Annotated in this window: 13 protein-coding genes; 10 read left to right on the top strand and 3 right to left on the bottom strand. The window is 60.4% G+C overall.

Annotation, left to right across the window (positions count from 1 at the left end; translation table 11 throughout):
* Window positions 1-75: 75 nt before the first annotated feature.
* From AB7M25_RS02685 to AB7M25_RS02665, 5 genes are all read left to right on the top strand, one after another.
* A complete protein-coding gene (locus tag AB7M25_RS02685; RefSeq protein ID WP_007975497.1) occupies window positions 76-963 on the top strand; it encodes a BKACE family enzyme in 888 nt (295 codons plus the stop codon).
* 213 nt (window positions 964-1,176) lie between these two features.
* Complete coding sequence (locus AB7M25_RS02680; protein ID WP_095964145.1) at window positions 1,177-2,142, top strand: L-carnitine dehydrogenase; 966 nt, start codon at window positions 1,177-1,179, stop codon at window positions 2,140-2,142.
* A gap of 164 nt (window positions 2,143-2,306) precedes the next feature.
* Complete coding sequence (locus AB7M25_RS02675; RefSeq protein WP_104450079.1) at window positions 2,307-2,783, top strand: thioesterase family protein; 477 nt, start codon at window positions 2,307-2,309, stop codon at window positions 2,781-2,783.
* A 13-nt stretch (window positions 2,784-2,796) separates the two neighbouring features.
* A complete protein-coding gene (locus tag AB7M25_RS02670) occupies window positions 2,797-3,960 on the top strand; it encodes a gamma-butyrobetaine dioxygenase (RefSeq protein WP_429388492.1) in 1,164 nt (387 codons plus the stop codon).
* 385 nt (window positions 3,961-4,345) lie between these two features.
* Window positions 4,346-4,609, top strand: coding sequence for a hypothetical protein (locus AB7M25_RS02665; protein ID WP_218481214.1), 264 nt, complete (start codon window positions 4,346-4,348; stop codon window positions 4,607-4,609).
* Between the two features lie 174 nt (window positions 4,610-4,783).
* Here the strand turns inward: AB7M25_RS02665 and gbdR are convergent, their stop codons facing one another.
* Both gbdR and AB7M25_RS02655 read right to left on the bottom strand, forming a co-directional pair.
* The gene (gene gbdR, locus AB7M25_RS02660; protein ID WP_007975492.1) at window positions 4,784-5,887 is read right to left on the bottom strand and encodes a choline metabolism transcriptional regulator GbdR; all 1,104 of its coding nucleotides are present in this window, start codon (window positions 5,885-5,887) and stop codon (window positions 4,784-4,786) included.
* 680 nt (window positions 5,888-6,567) lie between these two features.
* Window positions 6,568-7,944, bottom strand: coding sequence for an L-serine ammonia-lyase (locus tag AB7M25_RS02655; protein WP_429388491.1), 1,377 nt, complete (start codon window positions 7,942-7,944; stop codon window positions 6,568-6,570).
* Between the two features lie 435 nt (window positions 7,945-8,379).
* Here AB7M25_RS02655 and AB7M25_RS02650 point away from each other — a divergent pair, with 435 nt between their 5' ends.
* The 3 genes from AB7M25_RS02650 (at window position 8,380) to choV (ending at window position 11,411) form a co-directional block, all read left to right on the top strand.
* Entirely contained in the window at window positions 8,380-9,324 is a 945-nt protein-coding gene (locus AB7M25_RS02650; protein ID WP_429388489.1) for a choline ABC transporter substrate-binding protein, read from the top strand.
* A 66-nt stretch (window positions 9,325-9,390) separates the two neighbouring features.
* A complete protein-coding gene (gene choW / locus AB7M25_RS02645) occupies window positions 9,391-10,236 on the top strand; it encodes a choline ABC transporter permease subunit (protein ID WP_104450084.1) in 846 nt (281 codons plus the stop codon).
* Window positions 10,233-11,411 carry a choline ABC transporter ATP-binding protein gene (gene choV, locus AB7M25_RS02640; RefSeq protein WP_218473364.1) on the top strand — a complete coding sequence of 393 codons (1,179 nt, stop codon included), beginning with the start codon at window positions 10,233-10,235 and terminating at the stop codon, window positions 11,409-11,411. The genes choW and choV overlap by 4 nt, the downstream gene beginning before the upstream one ends.
* Before the next feature lie 200 nt (window positions 11,412-11,611).
* Here the strand turns inward: choV and AB7M25_RS02635 are convergent, their stop codons facing one another.
* On the bottom strand, window positions 11,612-13,552 hold the full coding sequence (locus tag AB7M25_RS02635) for a BCCT family transporter (RefSeq protein WP_240629017.1): 1,941 nt from the start codon (window positions 13,550-13,552) through the stop codon (window positions 11,612-11,614).
* 381 nt (window positions 13,553-13,933) lie between these two features.
* Between AB7M25_RS02635 and betI the strand changes: the two genes are divergently transcribed.
* Both betI and betB read left to right on the top strand, forming a co-directional pair.
* Window positions 13,934-14,527 carry a transcriptional regulator BetI gene (gene betI / locus AB7M25_RS02630; protein WP_454236955.1) on the top strand — a complete coding sequence of 198 codons (594 nt, stop codon included), beginning with the start codon at window positions 13,934-13,936 and terminating at the stop codon, window positions 14,525-14,527.
* A 60-nt stretch (window positions 14,528-14,587) separates the two neighbouring features.
* Entirely contained in the window at window positions 14,588-16,060 is a 1,473-nt protein-coding gene (gene betB, locus AB7M25_RS02625; protein ID WP_007975485.1) for a betaine-aldehyde dehydrogenase, read from the top strand.
* The last annotated feature ends 6 nt before the right edge of the window (window positions 16,061-16,066 follow it).

Genomic DNA, 16,066 nt, shown 5'->3' with positions numbered 1-16,066 from the left:
CGCAGCCCCAAGGGGCTGCGAACGGGACCACCACGCCTGGCCAAAACCAAAAACTCGCCTGTAAGGAACCGCCAAATGAACCACGACGTCATCATCACCTGCGCACTCACCGGTGCTGGCGACACGACCAGCAAGAGCCCACACGTGCCGGTCACCCCGAAACAAATCGCGGCTGCCGCCGTGGAGGCCGCCAAGGCCGGTGCCACCGTGGTTCACTGCCATGTGCGCGACCCGCAAACCGGCAAGTTCAGCCGTGATGTGGCGCTGTACCGCGAGGTGATGGAGCGTATCCGCGAGGCGGACGTGGACATCATCGTCAACCTCACTGCCGGCATGGGTGGCGACCTGGAAATCGGCGCCGGCGAAAATCCGATGGAGTTCGGCCCGAACACCGATCTGGTCGGTCCGCTGACCCGTCTGGCCCATGTCGAAGAACTGCTGCCGGAAATCTGCACCCTCGATTGCGGCACCCTGAACTTCGGCGACGGCGACACCATTTACGTCTCCACCCCGGCCCAGCTGCGCGCTGGTGCCAAACGCATTCAAGAGCTGGGCGTGAAGGCCGAGCTGGAAATCTTCGACACCGGCCACCTGTGGTTCGCCAAGCAGATGATCAAGGAAGGCCTGCTCGACAATCCGTTGTTCCAGCTGTGCCTGGGCATCCCGTGGGGCGCGCCGGCGGACACCACCACCATGAAGGCCATGGTCGACAACCTGCCCGCCGACGCGGTCTGGGCCGGTTTCGGTATCGGTCGCATGCAAATGCCGATGGCGGCTCAAGCGGTGCTGCTCGGCGGCAACGTGCGGGTCGGGCTCGAAGACAACCTGTGGCTGGACAAGGGCGTGCTGGCGACCAACGGCCAACTGGTCGAACGCGCCACGGAAATCCTCAGCCGCCTCGGTGCCCGCGTGCTCACCCCCGCTGAAGGCCGCAAGAAAATGGGCCTGACCCAGCGCGGTTAATAGAACTTACACCCAACCCTGTGGGAGCGGGCTTTTGTGGCGAGGGGGCTTGCCCCCGTTGGGTCGCGAAGCGGCCCTAAAACCAGCAACTGCGGTGTTTCAGACACACCAAGCACAATGGTTTACGACTGCTTCGCAGCCGAACGGGGGCAAGCCCCCTCGCCACAAAAGCCCGCTCCCACAGGGTTTTTTTGAACTCTTTAGGACGTGACCATGAGCTTTATCACCGAAATCAAAACCTTCGCCGCCCTGGGCAGCGGCGTCATCGGCAGCGGCTGGGTGTCCCGCGCCCTCGCCCATGGCCTGGACGTAGTGGCCTGGGACCCGGCACCAGGCGCTGAAGCCGCACTGCGCAAACGCGTCGCCAACGCCTGGGGCGCACTGGAGAAACAAGGCCTGGCGCCGGGCGCATCGCAGGATCGCCTGCGCTTTGTCGCGACCATCGAAGAATGCGTTCGCGACGCTGACTTCATCCAGGAAAGTGCCCCGGAACGCCTTGAGCTGAAACTGGACCTGCACAGCAAAATCAGCGCGGCAGCCAAGCCCAATGCGTTGATCGGCTCCAGCACCTCCGGCCTGTTGCCGAGCGAGTTCTACGAGAGCGCCACGCACCCGGAGCGCTGCGTGGTCGGTCACCCGTTCAACCCGGTTTACCTGCTGCCGCTGGTCGAAGTGGTCGGCGGTAAAAACACCGCGCCCGAAGCCGTGCAAGCGGCGATGAAAGTATATGAATCCTTGGGGATGCGCCCGCTGCACGTGCGCAAGGAAGTGCCGGGATTCATCGCCGACCGCCTGCTCGAAGCGCTGTGGCGTGAGGCCCTGCACCTGGTCAACGACGGCGTGGCGACTACCGGTGAAATCGACGATGCGATCCGTTTCGGCGCAGGCTTGCGCTGGTCGTTCATGGGCACCTTCCTGACCTACACCCTGGCCGGTGGTGATGCCGGTATGCGTCACTTCATGGCGCAGTTCGGCCCGGCGTTGCAATTGCCGTGGACTTACCTGCCGGCACCGGAACTGACTGACAAACTGATCGACGACGTGGTCGACGGCACCAGCGATCAACTGGGTAAACACAGCATTTCGGCACTGGAGCGCTATCGTGATGACTGCCTGCTGGCAGTGCTGGAGGCGGTGAAGACCACCAAAGAGAAGCATGGGATGGCCTTCAGCGAGTAAACCTTACGTTATGAGGCCAGCAGTACCGGCCTCTTCGCGGGCAAGCCCGCTCCCACAGTGATTTGTGGTGTTAACACTGACTTGTTCACTCAGCAGAACCCTGTGGGAGCGGGCTTGCCCGCGAAGACGGCAGCCCAGCCACCACCAATGTTGGATCAGACATCATGCCCACCCTAACCACCTACCAAACCACCATCATCCCCGACTGGGTCGACTACAACGGCCACCTGCGCGACGCCTTCTACCTGCTGATTTTCAGCTACGCCACCGATGCCTTGATGGATCGCCTGGGCCTGGACAGCAACAGCCGGGAAGCCAGTGGCAACTCGTTGTTCACTCTCGAACTGCACCTCAACTATCTGCACGAAGTGAAACTCGACGCCCAAGTCGAAGTGCACACCCAAATCATTGCCCACGACAGCAAACGCCTGCACCTCTATCACAGCCTGCATCGGGTCGGTGATGCCCAGGAGCTTGCGGGCAACGAACAGATGCTGCTGCACGTGGATCTCGCCGGACCACGCTCGGCCCCGTTCAGCGAACAGTCCTTGAATCGGTTGCAAGCCATTGTCGCTGAACAGGCGGACCTGCCAACGCCCGGGTACATTGGCCGAGTGATCGCATTACCCCCAAAAAAATAACAAGGAGATCGCCATGAACACCGCCGCTGCATTTGCCGACTTTCGTACCTATCCGTTGATCAGCGCGCTGACTGGCGTGCAGACACTGGCGGACCGGATTCTGGTGAAGTGGGCCGACGATCGCGTCAGCCCTTTCCACCATCAATGGCTGCGGGATAACTGCCCGTGCCCGCAGTGCGTCTACACCGTGACCCGCGAGCAAGTGCTGGAAATCGTCGATGTGGCTCAAAACCTGATGCCTGACGCCGTACACCTCGACACCGAAGGTTGCCTGTCGGTGGATTGGCAGGATGGCCACGCCAGCCGCTTCGATCCCGGCTGGCTGCGCGCCCACGCCTATGACGATGAATCCCGCGCCGAACGCCTGGCGCGCAAGCCCAAAGCCAGGCTCTGGCACAGTGATTTGCAGTTGCCGGTGTTCGAATATCAGGCACTGATGAACGACCCGCAGGCGTTGCTGCAATGGCTGCTGGCGGTTCGCGATGTCGGCCTGACCCAGGTTCGTGGCGTGCCCACCGAGCCCGGCTCGCTGAAGCTGATCGCGCAACGGATTTCCTTCATCCGCGAAAGCAATTTCGGCGTGCTGTTCAACGTGCAATCGAAGGCCGATGCCGACAGCAACGCCTACACCGCCTTCAACCTGCCGCTGCACAGCGATTTGCCGACCCGGGAGTTGCAACCGGGGCTGCAATTCCTGCATTGCCTGGTCAATGACGCCGAGGGCGGCGAAAGCATTTTTGTCGACGGTTTTGCCATCGCCGATGCACTGCGTCGCGAAGACCCGGAGTCATTCAAAAGCCTTTGCGAAATTCCCGTGGAGTTTCGCAACAAGGACCGCCACAGCGACTACCGCTGCCTCGCGCCGATCATCGCCCTGGATGCGTTGGGGCAGGTATCGGAAATCCGCATGGCGAACTTTCTGCGCGGACCGTTCGACACCTCGGTGGAACAGATGCCCAAGCTCTATCACGCCTACCGGCGCTTCATCGCGATGACGCGCGAACCCCGGTTCCGCCTGATGCAGCGGCTCAATCCCGGTGAGCTGTGGTGCTTCGACAACCGCCGCACCCTGCACGCCCGCAACGCCTTCGACCCCGCTTCCGGGGCGCGGCATTTCCAGGGCTGCTATGTTGACCGGGATGAGTTGTTGTCGCGGATTCTGGTGTTGCAACGCTAGACCGCGTCATCGTTCTTCGCGAGCAAGCCCGCTCCCACATTCGACCGCATTCCCCTGATGGGACTCGGTCAACTGTGGGAGCGGGCTTGCTCGCGAAAGCGGTCTATTAATCGATACAAAACCCATTGATTCACAGACAAAAAAAGCCCCGATCAAGCCGTGACAGGATCGAGGCAGAGGGTACTGTTGAGGAGCCGCCGTGCGAGGGTGACCAAACCTTCGTGAAGCGAGCTGAGCCCAGTGTGCCCACTCCTGCGCACGGCAAGTTAGTCGAAAACGACCTGTTCATAGCCATTGCGGCCATTGCGACAATTCGCCCTTGCCGCTACTGCGTGGCCCTACCAGAATCGAGCCACGACACCGTTCCCTGAAGAAGGATTGCGTCATGATGCACGCCGATTTGATAGACCAGGAAGACCTGTTGGGCCAGCTCAAGTCGTTGGGGTTCGAGGTGCCCACCGGCGCCACCGCCGAGCAGGCCTGCGAGTGTGCTGTACGGGGTTTGAACGATGTACGGGCGATGACCCTGCGGACCATGGTCAAGCAGATGTACACCAGCAGCGCGACGATCCTGCCAGCAGTGCGTCAGGCGATCGACAAGCAGTTGTTGCCAGCGTTGGCGGAGTATCAGCAAAGCCACCGCACCTGATTTTCGAGATTAGACAATCAGGACTTGTGGGGTTTTCTGTGGCGAGGGGGCTTGCCCCCGTTCGACCGCGAAGCGGTCGCAATCCAATCACAGTGTTCCAACTGACACGACTCTGTGAATGGTTTTGGGTCTGCTGCGCAGACCAACGGGGGCAAGCCCCCTCGCCACAATGATTTAAAGCCTTACGCTTGCAAACGTCGACTCATTACGCGCCTGGCTCAGCGCCGACAACGGCCCGGACAACGGCGACAGCACCAAGGCTTGCGGCAGCGGCATCATCGCCACTTGCTGCGTCGTGTTGGAGCCTACGCGCTCGTCACGCGGCGGAATGCCGAAGTATTCGCGGTAGCACTTGGAGAAGTGCGGCGTGGACACAAAACCGCACACCGACGCCACTTCGATGATCGACATCGGCGTTTGCTTGAGCAGTTGCCGAGCGCGGATCAGCCGCAGTTTGAGGTAGTAACGCGACGGCGAGCAGTGCAGGTATTTCTGGAACAGGCGCTCGAGCTGACGACGGGATACCGCGACATAGACGGCCAGTTCGTCGAGATCGATCGGCTCTTCGAGGTTGGCCTCCATCAGCGCAACGATTTCCTGCAGTTTTGGCTGATTCGTGCCGAGCATGTGCTTGAGCGGCACACGCTGGTGATCCTGCTCGTTGCGGATGCGCTCGTAGACGAACATTTCCGAAATGGCCGCCGACAGTTCACGGCCGTGATCGCGGCTGATCAGGTGCAGCATCATGTCCAGCGGCGCGGTGCCACCGGAGCTGGTGAAACGGTTACGGTCGAGGGTGAACAGGCGGGTGCTCATGGCTACACGCGGGAAAGCTTCCTGCATGGCTGCCAGGCATTCCCAGTGCACGCTGCAATCGAAGCCGTCGAGCAGGCCGGCGCAGGCCAGGGCCCAGCTGCCGGTGCACACCGCGCCGAGGCGGCGGGACTGGCGGGCCTGGCTTTGCAGCCATGACACGTGTTCACGGGTCACCGTGCGCTGGATGCCGATACCGCCGCACACGATGACAGTGTCCATTGGCGGGGCTTTGTGCATGGAGGCGTCGGGGGTGATCTGCAGGCCGTCACTGGCCCAGACCTGGCCGCCATCGACGGTGAGGGTGGTCCACCGATATAGCTCGCGACCGGACAACTGGTTGGCCATGCGCAGGGGTTCCACTGCGGAGGCCAGAGAAATCAGCGTGAAATTGTCCAGCAGCAGAAAGCCGATGGATTGAGGCGCACGGTTCTGGGGTTGGGCCCCGGAGTTGAACGTCGTCATCGCGGTATCTCCTCACACAAAGCGGGTGATGGCCTCAGGCGGAGGCTCTTTTTATTGCCATCGTTCTCGCGTGGGAGACGGGCTTTGTAATGACAGAGCAATTGCCATGCCTAAATTTGAATGCGCGTTCAATAACTCCTAAAAACGACGTCGGGATGTGTCTATATATGTCTTGCAAGGCGTGGGGATTTAAATGGCCATCAGGACTGGCAAGCGCCCCGGCTCACGAGCGGTGAGCAATTCGGTAGCACTTGTGGGAACAGCGTTGCGCCGCACTGGAAAGGAGTGTCACCGCAAGCACGGGTGACGGGCGGTCAAAGGCGAGTTGGCGCCCGATCACTGGCGAGGCGATTTATCTGTGAGCGACGCGCTAAAAGGTGGCGCGTTTTCGAGCGGGTGTTCACTTAACGCGCAATTTTGACTGGTCTGGCCCCTTCGCTGGCAAGCCAGCTCCCACAGGGTTTTGTGGTGTGATCGAGATATCAGCTACACCGAAGAACCTGTGGGAACTGGCTTGCCAGCGATGAAGTCAGCACGGTGCCAGCATTCAACAGTACTCACCGCCGCTGGCCTCTTCGCTGGCCAGCCAGCTCCTACAGGGATTTGTGGTGTGATCGAGATATCAGCTACACCGAAGAACCTGTGGGAGCTGGCTTGCCAGCGATGAAGTCAGCGCGGTGTCAGCATTCCACAGCACTCACCGCCAACCCGCCCCGCGATGTCTCCTTGTATTTGTCATGCATGTCGGCACCGGTATCGCGCATGGTGCGGATCACCCGGTCCAGCGAAATGAAGTGCTGGCCATCGCCCCGCAACGCCATCTGCGCGGCATTGATCGCCTTCACCGCTGCAATCGCGTTGCGCTCGATGCACGGCACCTGGACCAGTCCACCCACCGGGTCGCAGGTCAGGCCGAGGTTGTGTTCCAGACCGATTTCCGCCGCGTTGCACAGTTGCTCTGGCGTGGCGCCAAGGATTTCCGCCAGCCCGGCGGCCGCCATGGCGCAGGCCGAACCGACTTCGCCCTGGCAACCGACTTCGGCACCGGAGATCGAGGCGTTCTTCTTGCACAGGATGCCCACCGCCGCCGCACCGAGGAAGTAGTCGACGACATTGGCGTCGGTCACGGCCTCGCTGAACTTCATGAAGTAGTGCAGCACTGCCGGAATGATCCCCGCCGCGCCGTTGGTCGGTGCCGTGACCATGCGCCCGCCGGCGGCGTTTTCTTCGTTGACCGCCAGGGCGAACAGGTTGACCCATTCCATGGCGCTCAAGGTCGAGCCAATCACGTTGGGTTTGTTCAGTTCCTGCAGGCTGCGATGCAGCTTGGCCGCGCGGCGACGCACGTTCAGCCCGCCGGGCAGGATACCTTCGTGTTTCAGGCCCTGTTCGACGCAATCCTGCATGGCGCGCCAGAGCTTCATCAGGCCGCTGCGGATTTCCTCTTCGCTGCGCCAGACTTTCTCGTTGGCCATCATTAATTCAGCCACGCGCAGGTTGTGCTTCTTGCACAGCTGCAACAGCTCGGCGGCGCTGGAAAAGTCATAAGGAAGTACGGTGCGATCCAGATCCACGACACCGCTGGAGGCTTGCGCCTCATCGACGACAAAACCGCCGCCGACCGAATAGTAGGTATCGCGATGCAATTCGCCGTCATCGCCTTCGACAATCAGGGTCATGGCGTTGGGGTGGAACGGCAGGTTTTCGTCGATCAGGCGCATGTCCCGGGCCCAGACGAACGGCACCGACAGGCGACCGTCGAGCAATAGCGTGTGGGTTTCGCGCAAAGCCTGGATACGGATGCCGATTTGCGACGGATCGATCGCATCCGGCCACTCGCCCATCAGGCCCATGATCACCGCGTTGTCGCTGCCGTGGCCGATGCCGGTGGCCGACAACGAGCCAAACAGCTGGACTTCGACACGCCGCACCTGTTCCAGCAGCCCGCGCTCACGCAGGTCCTGCACAAACAACGCCGCCGCCCGCATGGGCCCCACGGTGTGCGAACTGGAAGGGCCGATGCCGATTTTGAACAGGTCGAAAACACTGATAGCCATGACTGCCGAACTCCTGAATGGGCCCACTGCGCACGCCAAAGCGCACGGTGACGGAGCTGCTACGCTCAAGCTGCAATCCGTCGAGATGACCGCATCATCAAGCTTTTATCGTGTTGTTCGACGTCTCTAACCGACGCACTCATGCCCACCAACGCCGCGTGTCTTTTACGCCGTGTTTTCGCCGTTTTTTTGCGGTTCAGAGGGGAAAAAAGGGCTGAAAAAATCTGTAAACGACGTCACCGACACTGGATGCGACCATCCCTGTACTGGATACGACGCGCCCTGTAGGCGTCAGATTTTCACTGGTACATGATCATATCGACTCGATTGCAAGGCGCCGTGGTAGAGCTGTCTCCAGAACGCCATCCAACCGCAACCTATAAGTGCGGTGGTCCAGTCGGAACACTGCCAAAAAAAACACCAAGGAGTCCATCCATGAAAGGTTCCCCGTCGTTGTTGTTGGCCGCCATGCTTAGTCTGCCGGTTCTGGCGCAAGCTGCAGAACCGGCGCAGTGCAATACCGTAAACTTCTCCGATGTCGGCTGGACCGACATCACCGCGACAACCGCGACGACCAGCGTCGTGCTCAACGCCCTCGGCTACAAGACCAAGACCACCATGATTTCCGTGCCCGTGACCTACAAGTCGCTGGCCGACGGCAAGAACATGGACGTGTTCCTGGGTAACTGGATGCCGACCATGGAAAACGACATCAAGGCCTACCGCGATGCCGGCACCGTGGATACCGTGCGTACCAACCTCAAGGGCGCCAAGTACACCCTCGCCGTCCCTCAAGCGCTGTACGACAAGGGGCTGCATGACTTCGCCGACATCGCCAAATTCAAGAAAGAACTCGATGGCAAGATCTACGGCATCGAGCCTGGCAACGACGGCAACCGCCTGATCCAGTCGATGATCGACAAGAACGCCTTCGGCCTCAAGGACGCGGGCTTCAAGGTCGTCGAGTCCAGCGAAGCCGGCATGCTGTCGCAGGTCGACCGCGCGCAGAAACGCGACACCGCCGTGGTGTTCCTGGGTTGGGCGCCGCACCCGATGAACAAGCGTTTCAAGATTCAATACCTGACCGGCGGCGACGATTTCTTCGGCCCCGACTTTGGCGCCGCCACTGTGGCGACCAACACCCGCAAGGGCTACGCCGAGGAATGCAGCAACGTCGGTCAGTTGCTGAAAAACCTGGAGTTCACGGTCGACATGGAAAGCGAACTGATGGGCAACATCCTGGACGACAAGATGAAGCCTGACGCGGCCGCCAAGGCCTGGCTGAAAAAGAATCCACAGGTGCTCGATACCTGGCTCGCTGGCGTGACCACCATTGACGGTAAACCTGGCCTGGAGGCCGTGAAAGCCAAACTGCAGTAATCGCTTATGCCGGACGGCCCAAGCCGTCCGGGCTGTTTATTTCCTTGCATGCGGACGTTCACTACCATGCTGATTGATCAGAAAATACCTCTAGGCCAGTACATCGCGGGCTTCGTTGAATGGTTGACGCAACACGGCGCCAGCACCTTCGACGCAATCGCCGTGACACTGGAAACGATGATCCACGGCGTGACGTTTGCGCTGACCTGGTTCAACCCGCTGGTGCTGATCGGCCTGATCGCTCTACTGGCACACTTCATTCAACGCAAATGGGGCCTGACCGCGTTTGTCGTTGCCTCCTTTCTGCTGATCCTCAATCTGGGGTACTGGCAGGAAACCATGGAAACCCTCGCCCAGGTGATGTTCGCCACCCTGGTCTGCGTGGTCATCGGCGTGCCCCTGGGCATCGTCGCCGCGCACAAGCCGATGTTCTATACTTTAATGCGTCCGGTACTCGACCTGATGCAGACCGTACCGACCTTCGTGTACCTCATTCCTACCCTGACCCTCTTTGGTCTGGGTGTGGTCCCGGGCCTGATTTCGACGGTGGTGTTCGCGATTGCCGCGCCCATCCGCCTGACCTACCTGGGTATCCGCGATGTTCCGGAAGAACTGATGGACGCCGGCAAGGCCTTTGGCTGCTCCCGGCGTCAGCTGCTCTCGCGAATCGAACTGCCCCACGCCATGCCAAGCATCGCGGCAGGCATCACCCAGTGCATCATGCTGTCTCTTTCGATGGTGGTGATCGCGGCACTGGTGGGCGCCGATGGTTTGGGCAAACCGGTGGTCAACGCACTGAACACTGCTGATATCGCCCTGGGCTTCGAAGCAGGCCTGGCGATCGTACTGCTGGCGATCATGCTCGACCGTATCTGCAAACAACCCGACGCCAAGGTAGGGGGTGACGCATGAGCATTATTCGCTTCGATAACGTTGACGTTATCTTCTCCAAAGATCCACGCGAGGCGCTCAAGCTGCTGGATCAGGGCATGACTCGCAACGAGATCCTGAAAAAGACCGGGCAGATCGTCGGTGTTGAAAAAGCCAGCCTGGATATCGAAAAAGGTGAAATCTGCGTACTGATGGGCCTGTCCGGCTCCGGCAAGTCCAGCCTGCTGCGCTGCATCAACGGCCTGAACACCGTCAGCCGTGGCAAGCTGTTCGTCGAGCACGAAGGCAAGCAGATCGACATCGCCTCCTGCACCCCGGCCGAACTGAAAATGATGCGCACCAAACGCATCGCGATGGTGTTCCAGAAGTTCGCCCTGATGCCTTGGCTGACCGTTCGCGAGAACATCAGCTTTGGCCTGGAAATGCAGGGTCGGCCCGAGAAGGAACGACGCAAACTGGTGGACGACAAGCTTGAGCTGGTGGGCCTGACCCAGTGGCGCAACAAGAAACCCAACGAGCTGTCCGGTGGTATGCAACAACGTGTGGGCCTGGCCCGCGCCCTGGCGATGGACGCCGACATCCTGCTGATGGACGAACCGTTCTCGGCACTCGACCCGCTGATCCGCCAGGGTCTGCAGGACGAACTGCTGGAACTGCAACGCAAGCTGAGCAAGACCATCGTGTTCGTAAGCCACGACCTCGACGAAGCCCTGAAACTGGGCTCCCGTATCGCGATCATGAAAGACGGCCGGATCATCCAGTACAGCAAACCGGAAGAGATCGTCCTCAACCCGGCGGACGACTACGTGCGGACCTTCGTGGCCCACACCAACCCGCTGAACGTACTGTGCGGCCGCAGCCTGATGCGCACCCTGGACAACTGCAAACGCATCAACGGTTCGGTGTGCCTGGATCCAGGCGGTGATTCGTGGCTGGACCTGGCCGAAGGCAACACCATCAAGGGCGCTCGTCAGAACGGGTCTGTGCTGGACTTGCAGAACTGGATGCCGGGTCAGGCCGTTGAAGGCCTGGGTCGTCGACCAACCCTGGTGGACTCGAACATCGGCATGCGTGATGCGCTGCAGATTCGTTATCAGACCGGCAACAAGCTGGTGCTGCATGACAACAACAAGGTGGTGGGGATTCTGGGCGACAGCGAGCTGTATCACGCACTGCTCGGCAAGAACCTGGGGTAAGGCAACAGACACAAAAACGCCGCGAGAGAATCGCGGCGTTTTTTTTTGATCGCGTTATTTGTAACGACGCTATCCCTGTAGGAGCTGGCTTGCCAGCGAAGGCGGTGCGTCAGGTACACCGCAGTGAGGCATTCGCTGGCAAGCCAGCTCCTACAAAAGCGGCGCGGTGTTTCAGGCTGAAACACCGCGCCCCTCACAACTCAGCTGTAAACCCGGCCAAGAAGCTGCCGATGGCTTTCAAACTGATCGAGCACGTCACGGGTGATCTGATCCTGGGTGAAACCCATCAAGTCGTAGTCCTGGCTACCGTTATGCAGGTAAACCTCGGCGCGATAGAAACGCTGACGCGCCTCATCGGACTGTGCCGATTCAGTCGGCGTGGCCAGGTAACCGTCCAGGCTGACTTCGTAGACAAACGGGTTGCCCTCTTCCATCTCGACGCGCACGCCCATGCAACGCTTGGACTTGCCCAACAGCGTCTGAACCTGCAGGCCTTGAGCACGCATTTGCGCCGTCGCATCTTCCAGCGCCGGGCTCACTTGCTTGTCCATGAAGCGCTGCACCACCGACTGGCTCGGCTGCAGGTCCAGCTGGGTCAAACGCTCGCTGAAACCACGACGACCGCGTGCCGCCAGCTCCGCTTGCTCCTGTTCGATCTGCACGTCCTGGCGCATGGCCTTGTGCAAGCCGAACATGAAGAACACCAGCACCACCGAGAACGGCAGACCAGCCAGTACCACCATGGTTTGCATGGCTTCGAAGTTACCGGCGAACAGCAAGCCAATGGTCACCAGGGTGATCACCGCCGACCAGAAGATCCGCAGCCAGTGTGGCGCGTCTTCATCGACGGTACCGCCCTTGCACGACAGGTTGGCCATCATCACCGCACCGGAATCCGCCGGGGTCAGGAACAACACGAAACCGACGAAGATCGACACGCCGATCACCACCTTCGAAGCCGGGTAATGCTCAAGCAACTGGTAGATCGCCATGGATGGCTGTTCCAGCGCCGTTTTTCCAAGCTCCACCGCCCCATGGTTCATCACCAGGTCCAGGGCCGAGTTACCGAAGATCGACAGCCACGCCAGGGTGAAGCCCAGCGGAATCAGCAGTACGCCAGCCACTAGTTCACGCACCGTGCGACCACGGGAAATACGTGCGATGAACATGCCCACGAATGGTGCCCAGGAAATCCACCAGGCCCAGTAGAACAGGGTCCACAGGCCCAACCAGCGGTCGGACTTCTCGGCGTCGCCTTCATACACATAAAGGTCGAAGGTCTTCAGCACCACGCCGTTCAGGTAGTCGCCGACGTTCTGCACGAAGCCGTTGAGCAGGTGCAGGGTCGGGCCGAACAGCAGGACGAAAATCAGCAGGCCGCTGAACAGCACGATGTTCAGGTTGGACAGACGACGGATGCCGTTTTCCACACCCGACACAGCGGCGATGGTCGCCACGGTGCTCATCACGATGATCACGATCAGCAGGTTGGTGTTGCTGTGCTCCATGCCGAACAGGTTTTCAAGGCCCGACGACACTTGCAGCGAACCGATCCCCAGGTTGGTCACCAGACCCAGCAGGGTCACGAACATGCCGAAGCCGTCCACCGCATGACCGGCCGCGCCCTTGACCCAGCGCTCACCCACCAGCGGATACAGCGCCGAACGCAACGCCAGCGGCTGGTTATGACGGTAGGCAAAGTACGCCACCGCCAAACCGACCAGCGCGTAAATCGCCCAGCCGTGCAAGCCCCAATGCAGGAACGTCAGTTGTACTGCCTGACGTGCCGCGAGGTTGCTGCCGGCCACGCCTTCCGGCGGGTTGAAGTAGTGGTCCAGCGGTTCGGACGCGCCGAAATACAACAACGAGATGCCGATACCCGAGGAAAACAGCATCCCCGCCCAGGCGCCGTAGCTGAAATCCGGGGTGTCATCCTTGCTGCCCAGCTTGAGTTTGCCGTAGGACGAAAACGCCAGGCCGACGACGAAAATCAGATAGGCGGCAATCACCACCATGTAGTACCAGCCAAAGCTGCGGGACAACCAGGCTTGCGCCGTACCCAGCATTCTGCCGGCCTCTTGCGGGGCGATGATCAGAATGGCGGTCAACAACAGAATCAACGCGGTAGAGGTGTAGAACACCCAACCGTTGACCGACACCTTCTGCGGTGGGGTCTTTATTAGCGAGGCAGAACTCATGGCACAGATGCTCCGGGCAGTGCGAGAGAAGAACGCAAGGCAAACGAGTTACCCGACCAATCGGTTAGTGGGCAGCCGACCGGCGGGTGATATAAAGACACCCCGAAAAAAGCCCGAAACCCCTTGAGCGCCACAGCGCGTAGGTTTCGAGCAGATTCGGAAGTCATTTTTTCCGCCGCTACATGTAGGAAAAATCTGTAGGCAGCGACGATTTGTCGCAGATCTTATTCTTTGTTGATTGAACGTTCAATCAAAACAAAATAGACTGGCCCTCAAGCCGGTAGTCGTTTGACGTCTGCCGGAAGGCCTAAGGAGATGTGCAAGATGCCCAAGGTCGGTATGCAACCCATCCGCCGCCAACAGTTGATCGAAGCCACATTGCTGGCGGTCGACCAGGTCGGAATGGGGGACGCCAGCATTGCGCTGATCGCCCGTTTGGCCGGTGTCTCGAATGGCATCATCAGTCATTACTTTCAGGACAAGAACGGCCTGATCGCTGCCACGGCGCAGTACCTGATGAGTGTCCTCAGCGAGAACGTCACCGCGCGCCGTCAGGCGCTGACAGATGCAAGCCCGCGGGCGCATCTGCAGGTGATCATCGAAGGCAACTTCGACGCCAGCCAGGTCAATGGCCCGGCAATGAAAACCTGGCTGGCCTTCTGGGCCTCCAGCATGCACCACCCGTCTTTGCACAGGTTGCAGCGGATCAACGATCACCGTCTGTATTCCAACCTGTGCTGCCAGTTCCGCCGCGTACTGCCGCTCGACGATGCGCGCAGTGCAGCCCGTGGCCTGGCAGCCCTCATTGACGGTTTGTGGTTGCGCGGCGCGCTGTCGGGAGATGCTTTCGACACCGGGCAGGCGCACCAGATCGCTTACGAATACATGGATTTCCAACTGGCCAAGCAGGTGAGTTAGAGCACACAGAACGCTCAACCACCGGACCGCGCCAATCACTGATGCACTTGCGAGGACTTTATGGCCCGTTTCGAATTGCAAAAACTCTACATCGATGGCGCTTACTCTGACGCCAGCAGCGACGCCACTTTCGAAGCCATCAACCCGGCTAACGGTGAAGTCCTCGCAAAAGTACAACGTGCCACCTTCGATGACGTCGAGCGCGCCGTCGTCAGCGCCGAAAAGGGCCAGAAAATCTGGGCCGCCATGACCGCCATGGAGCGTTCGCGCATCCTGCGTCGCGCCGTGGAAATCCTGCGTGAGCGCAACGACGAACTGGCCGCCCTGGAAACCCTGGACACCGGCAAGTCGTACTCCGAAACCCGCTACGTCGACATCGTCACCGGCGCTGATGTGCTGGAGTACTACGCAGGCCTGGTTCCAGCCATCGAAGGCGAGCAGATTCCGCTGCGCACCACTTCGTTCGTCTACACCCGTCGCGAGCCGCTGGGCGTCGTGGCCGGTATCGGCGCGTGGAACTACCCGATCCAGATCGCCCTGTGGAAATCCGCGCCAGCACTGGCGGCCGGTAACGCGATGATCTTCAAGCCAAGCGAAGTCACCTCGCTGACCACCCTGAAACTGGCCGAGATCTACACCGAAGCCGGCGTGCCAAACGGCGTGTTCAACGTCCTGACCGGCAGCGGCCGTGAAGTCGGCACCTGGCTGACCGAGCACCCGCGCATCGAGAAAGTCTCGTTCACCGGCGGCACCGACACCGGCAAGAAAGTCATGGCCAGCGCTTCGAGCTCTTCGCTCAAGGAAGTGACCATGGAACTGGGCGGCAAGTCGCCGCTGATCATCTGCGACGACGCCGACCTCGATCGCGCTGCCGACACCGCGATGATGGCCAACTTCTACAGCTCCGGTCAGGTGTGCACCAACGGCACACGCGTGTTCGTACCGGCCCACCTGAAAGCCGCTTTCGAAGCCAAGATCGTTGAGCGCGTTGCGCGCATCCGCGTCGGTAACCCTGAAGACGAAAACACCAACTTCGGCCCACTGGTCAGCTTCGCCCACATGGAAAACGTACTGGGCTACATCGCCAAGGGCAAGGAAGAAGGTGCCCGCGTACTGTGCGGCGGCGAGCGCCTGACCGACGGCGAATTCGCCAAAGGCGCCTTCGTGGCCCCGACCGTGTTCACCGACTGCACCGACGACATGACCATCGTCCGTGAAGAAATCTTTGGCCCGGTGATGGCGATCCTCACCTACGAAACCGAAGAAGAAGTGATCCGTCGCGCCAACGACACCGAATTCGGCCTGGCCGCCGGTATCGTCACCCGCGACCTGAACCGCGCGCACCGCGTGATTCACCAACTGGAAGCCGGTATCTGCTGGATCAACGCCTGGGGCGAGTCCGACGCGAAAATGCCAGTTGGCGGCTACAAGCAGTCGGGCGTGGGCCGTGAGAACGGCATCAGCTCACTGAACAACTTCACACGCATCAAATCGGTACAGGTCGAGCTGGGCGATTACGTCTCGGTGTTCTAAGACCCG

Source organism: Pseudomonas sp. AP3_22 TE3818, from assembly GCF_053628995.1.
This window is presented reverse-complemented; position numbering and strand designations above follow the sequence as displayed.

Excerpts from the sequence above, each read along its gene's own strand:
- choV (WP_218473364.1), top strand. The coding sequence starts at position 10,233 with ATGAGCATTATTCGCTTCGATAACGTTGACGTTATCTTCTCCAAAGAT.
- AB7M25_RS02655 (WP_429388491.1), bottom strand. The coding sequence starts at position 7,944 with ATGGCTATCAGTGTTTTCGACCTGTTCAAAATCGGCATCGGCCCTTCC.
- choW (WP_104450084.1), top strand. The coding sequence starts at position 9,391 with ATGCTGATTGATCAGAAAATACCTCTAGGCCAGTACATCGCGGGCTTC.
- AB7M25_RS02680 (WP_095964145.1), top strand. The coding sequence starts at position 1,177 with ATGAGCTTTATCACCGAAATCAAAACCTTCGCCGCCCTGGGCAGCGGC.
- AB7M25_RS02650 (WP_429388489.1), top strand. The coding sequence starts at position 8,380 with ATGAAAGGTTCCCCGTCGTTGTTGTTGGCCGCCATGCTTAGTCTGCCG.
- betI (WP_454236955.1), top strand. The coding sequence starts at position 13,934 with ATGCCCAAGGTCGGTATGCAACCCATCCGCCGCCAACAGTTGATCGAA.
- AB7M25_RS02685 (WP_007975497.1), top strand. The coding sequence starts at position 76 with ATGAACCACGACGTCATCATCACCTGCGCACTCACCGGTGCTGGCGAC.
- AB7M25_RS02670 (WP_429388492.1), top strand. The coding sequence starts at position 2,797 with ATGAACACCGCCGCTGCATTTGCCGACTTTCGTACCTATCCGTTGATC.
- AB7M25_RS02665 (WP_218481214.1), top strand. The coding sequence starts at position 4,346 with ATGATGCACGCCGATTTGATAGACCAGGAAGACCTGTTGGGCCAGCTC.
- gbdR (WP_007975492.1), bottom strand. The coding sequence starts at position 5,887 with ATGACGACGTTCAACTCCGGGGCCCAACCCCAGAACCGTGCGCCTCAA.
- AB7M25_RS02675 (WP_104450079.1), top strand. The coding sequence starts at position 2,307 with ATGCCCACCCTAACCACCTACCAAACCACCATCATCCCCGACTGGGTC.
- betB (WP_007975485.1), top strand. The coding sequence starts at position 14,588 with ATGGCCCGTTTCGAATTGCAAAAACTCTACATCGATGGCGCTTACTCT.